At 49.7% G+C, this 3,057-nt stretch carries 4 protein-coding genes and 1 pseudogene; 2 read left to right on the forward strand and 3 right to left on the reverse strand.

Annotation, left to right across the window (positions count from 1 at the left end; genetic code table 11):
- Positions 1-88: 88 nt before the first annotated feature.
- The 3 genes and pseudogenes from H6F90_RS00030 to H6F90_RS30420 form a co-directional block, all read right to left on the reverse strand.
- Positions 89-1,297: a hypothetical protein gene (locus tag H6F90_RS00030; RefSeq protein WP_190549084.1), complete on the reverse strand. Its 1,209-nt coding sequence runs from the start codon at positions 1,295-1,297 to the stop codon at positions 89-91.
- Between the two features lie 217 nt (positions 1,298-1,514).
- A pseudogene (locus tag H6F90_RS30415) lies at positions 1,515-1,898 on the reverse strand (transposase); the annotation flags it as partial.
- A gap of 15 nt (positions 1,899-1,913) precedes the next feature.
- Positions 1,914-2,171, reverse strand: coding sequence for a hypothetical protein (locus tag H6F90_RS30420; RefSeq protein WP_242024245.1), 258 nt, complete (start codon positions 2,169-2,171; stop codon positions 1,914-1,916).
- 263 nt (positions 2,172-2,434) lie between these two features.
- On the opposite strand from H6F90_RS30420, the gene H6F90_RS00040 reads away from it, so the two are divergent.
- Both H6F90_RS00040 and H6F90_RS31315 read left to right on the forward strand, forming a co-directional pair.
- Positions 2,435-2,710, forward strand: a complete 276-nt coding sequence (locus tag H6F90_RS00040) for a DUF4279 domain-containing protein (protein ID WP_190549087.1) — start codon at positions 2,435-2,437, stop codon at positions 2,708-2,710.
- 61 nt (positions 2,711-2,771) lie between these two features.
- A complete protein-coding gene (locus H6F90_RS31315) occupies positions 2,772-2,966 on the forward strand; it encodes an IS1 family transposase (protein ID WP_190549090.1) in 195 nt (64 codons plus the stop codon).
- Positions 2,967-3,057: the final 91 nt, after the last annotated feature.

Here is a 3,057-nt window from a genome sequence, read left to right on the forward strand (position 1 = left end):
TTGCCTACGAAAGTGGTAGAACTATCTATCAAATCAAGCACGGGATGCTCTCTGAGTATCTCAAGGAGCAACTCAAGCATCCGTCCGTTCAAATGACTTTTGCGTAAGTTCTGTCTGTATCTTCTTGAGCTAGCGTTTGCTCAAATCCACCGCGACCATTGTAGAGATTGAGGACATCCGTTGCACTAAATTGCTCAATCGGCAGTGAGGTCAGAAATAGTTCATGAATGTACCGGCCCTGGCATTTACCCACTGCCCGTTTGCGCTGGTCGAATCGCTCCATTCGCACCACAACGAGTCGCATGGGCTCGTGATAGCCCCGCCGAGTCGAATTGAGACCAGGAATGTCAAAGAATTCTCGTGAATGGGGGCTGTCAGGATAGGCAATCGTCGCCTGAGGAGCTTGTTTCAGCGTTGCCTGCACGATGGGGTCATTCAACAAATGGTAGTCCCGACAGCGAATGGCATAAGCGATCTGGGCTTGCTGAATTGGACTGACATAGCTGGCACTGCCATAGAGTCCATCGAGTCTTAGAATGCCATGAACGACAGCTAAGCCTTGAGTTTGAAGATAGCGTTGCACCAGCTCACAAGCCCGAGCCAGATCCGCTTTAGGGGTGCCATTTCCAGGAGCCGCAAAGGTGCCCAACCATTCATGCGTATGGGCACAGGCAACCGTAGTGCGAGTGCGAACTTGATCGCCTCGTTTGCGTCCACCATAGCCTGGAGCGTAAGCATGGCGACTTCGTCGCTTTAACTCAGGATGCGTCGGTGCCGTTACCAGAGCACGATGTCGGGTCGCTTTGACCGTTCCATCGACATCAAAGACGACCCAACGTCTGCCGATCCGGTCCGTGAGTCCCATGTCTGCTGCCATCTCAATCGGATGTTCCAGTAAATCTGCCTCAAATAAGCGGCGCAATTGTTCTACTGCAGATTCATCTACATCTGCCAGAAAACGACTCAAGGTGGCTGCTACGGGGCATTTCTCTCGTTTCCACACTGACATTAGTACAGGCTGGACGCTCTCTAACTGCTCGAAAAACAACTTCAAGGTTTCGACCCCGCTCACTGCATAAGCTAAGAGTAGGAGCACAAAGTCACACACCTCATAGCGTCCCATGCGTCCACGACTCACTCGAACCTGTTGCTGTAGACGTTCTAGCAGTCCACTTTGATGCCAATATTGCCCTACCAGTAATGCCTCGGCTAACCAAGTTGGAATAGCAAGGTTTGATTGTTCAGTCGTGGTGATTTCTAAGCCTGCTAGAGTAAAGCTAAGTTTGTTTTCTGACATCGGGAACTGCCTCCATGCAGTACAGCTCGATGTCTTTTTCTAGCGAATTTAACGACCTTTAGACTTCCCTCTCTGTCTTGTTTCTAGCATTTACCCTGGCACTGGTTGCGCATCCCGTGGGGATAGTGGCCGCTTGTTTGAGGTGGAGCGAATGCCACATCTGTAAGCGCAGAGTTCCCCTCTTGACCTCCTCGACTGTCTGTTCCTCATCCGGTGGTCACCAAGTCGTCGCATCGTTGAGCTTGAAGACCTCTCCATGTTTTCGAGCTCGTCCTTTGCCAGTGTAAGCCGGAGGAGGACCGTAGAGAACTCGATTGGAGCGCAATCGAATCAGCTTGTCACAGGCAATGTCAGCAGTTTTCTGCAGGAACGGAGCACAGCCATACTCGGCATCCCACAACGACAGGGGACGAACGTTCAGCTTCTGACACACCTGGCGTAATTGAGCTGCAGCCTTTTCAATTGGAGTTTCGGCACTGGTAATGCGCTCGTGCAGCAGCGGTAAGACCCAGCTCCCTTCTGCTTCAGGAATCCAGGTCATCGTGCTGTAGCCATGCCCTAGTGTAATTGGCTTGGCTCCACTCATCGGGTTAGCTTGATGTTCATAGGTCCGCTCTCACAGGGTCTGGGCCTGTAATCGTGACCAAGCAGTCTGGTCTCCGGCGATCACGATTTGTGGTTCTGATCTGATCTCTTTGCTGTAGAGTTCCATCCATTCCTCTTGAGGAGGCTGACCGTCTTGCAGCGCCTCATACAAACTTGGCCATCGCTGTCGAAAGACAGGTGATACGGACAGTTCCGCGAACGAGGAGACGCTCCGACTCACCAATACCGCATCCATCAAGTCGAACAGGGCATCTCGTCCATTGCTCATCAGGGCGTAGGCTTGGTGCCGAAATTCCGAAGCTTGGCAAAATGACTCATAGTCAAGTGATTTGATACGTCCTTGACTATTAAGCGGTCAGATCAGCGATCCGGCCGCTTTTCTTAACCATTTAGTCTAAACCTGAGTAGGTAGGTCAAGTTAAATATAAGATGGCTTCGCCTGAAACCCTTACACAGCCTGAAACCATCTTCAGTTTAGTTACACCCACCTACTTACTCATAAACATATAGTTAGCTCCCAAGTAAGTGCAAATGACAAATGTAGGAGAGGTTTACTTCAGACTGTATGGCGAGAATTTTGACCCCCATGAAGTCACGAAGTTTCTTGGCCTAGAGCCCTCAAGAGTGAGTATCAAAGCTAAGCCAGTTCCAAAATTTAGCTCTTGGGTTCTCTCCTTGAGCAGAACTGAGGAGCCAGTTTATGATGTTTATGAAAAGTCAGAGGCTCTTTTAAAGCTTCTTCTGCCGAAGCAGGAGCTTATCTCTAAAGCCAAAGAGAGCTTTGGTCTTGATGCAGTACTTCGGTAGTGTTCTAGACCTGTGGATTTGGGACACAATGGAATCAGCTCACTTGCTCTAAATTCTAGCGATGGTCCTAGAGCCCATTGACTGTCCAAGTCGCACTAGCACTAACATTGTCAAACACGGAAAATCAAGCGAAGGAAAACAACGATACAAGTGTCGAGACTTGGATTGTTCCCGTTCTACCTGCATCTTGCAATACTCCTACCTAGGCTATTTGCCTGAGGTCAAACAAAGGATTATCCCTCATTCATCACTCTAGGCAGAAGAAAAATGTTGCATAGGAGCCGAAGGAGTCAACGGTGACCAACCTGGAAAGGCATTGATGATCCTGATGAGCTTAGCAAAGCCAC

The organism is Trichocoleus sp. FACHB-591, assembly GCF_014695845.1.
Classification (GTDB): Bacteria; Cyanobacteriota; Cyanobacteriia; order FACHB-46; family FACHB-46; genus Trichocoleus.

What these genes read in the sequence shown, in the direction of transcription:
- H6F90_RS00030 (WP_190549084.1), bottom strand. Translation starts at nt 1,297, where the DNA reads ATGTCAGAAAACAAACTTAGCTTTACTCTAGCAGGCTTAGAAATCACC.
- H6F90_RS30420 (WP_242024245.1), bottom strand. Translation starts at nt 2,171, where the DNA reads ATGAGCAATGGACGAGATGCCCTGTTCGACTTGATGGATGCGGTATTG.
- H6F90_RS00040 (WP_190549087.1), top strand. Translation starts at nt 2,435, where the DNA reads ATGACAAATGTAGGAGAGGTTTACTTCAGACTGTATGGCGAGAATTTT.
- H6F90_RS31315 (WP_190549090.1), top strand. Translation starts at nt 2,772, where the DNA reads ATGGTCCTAGAGCCCATTGACTGTCCAAGTCGCACTAGCACTAACATT.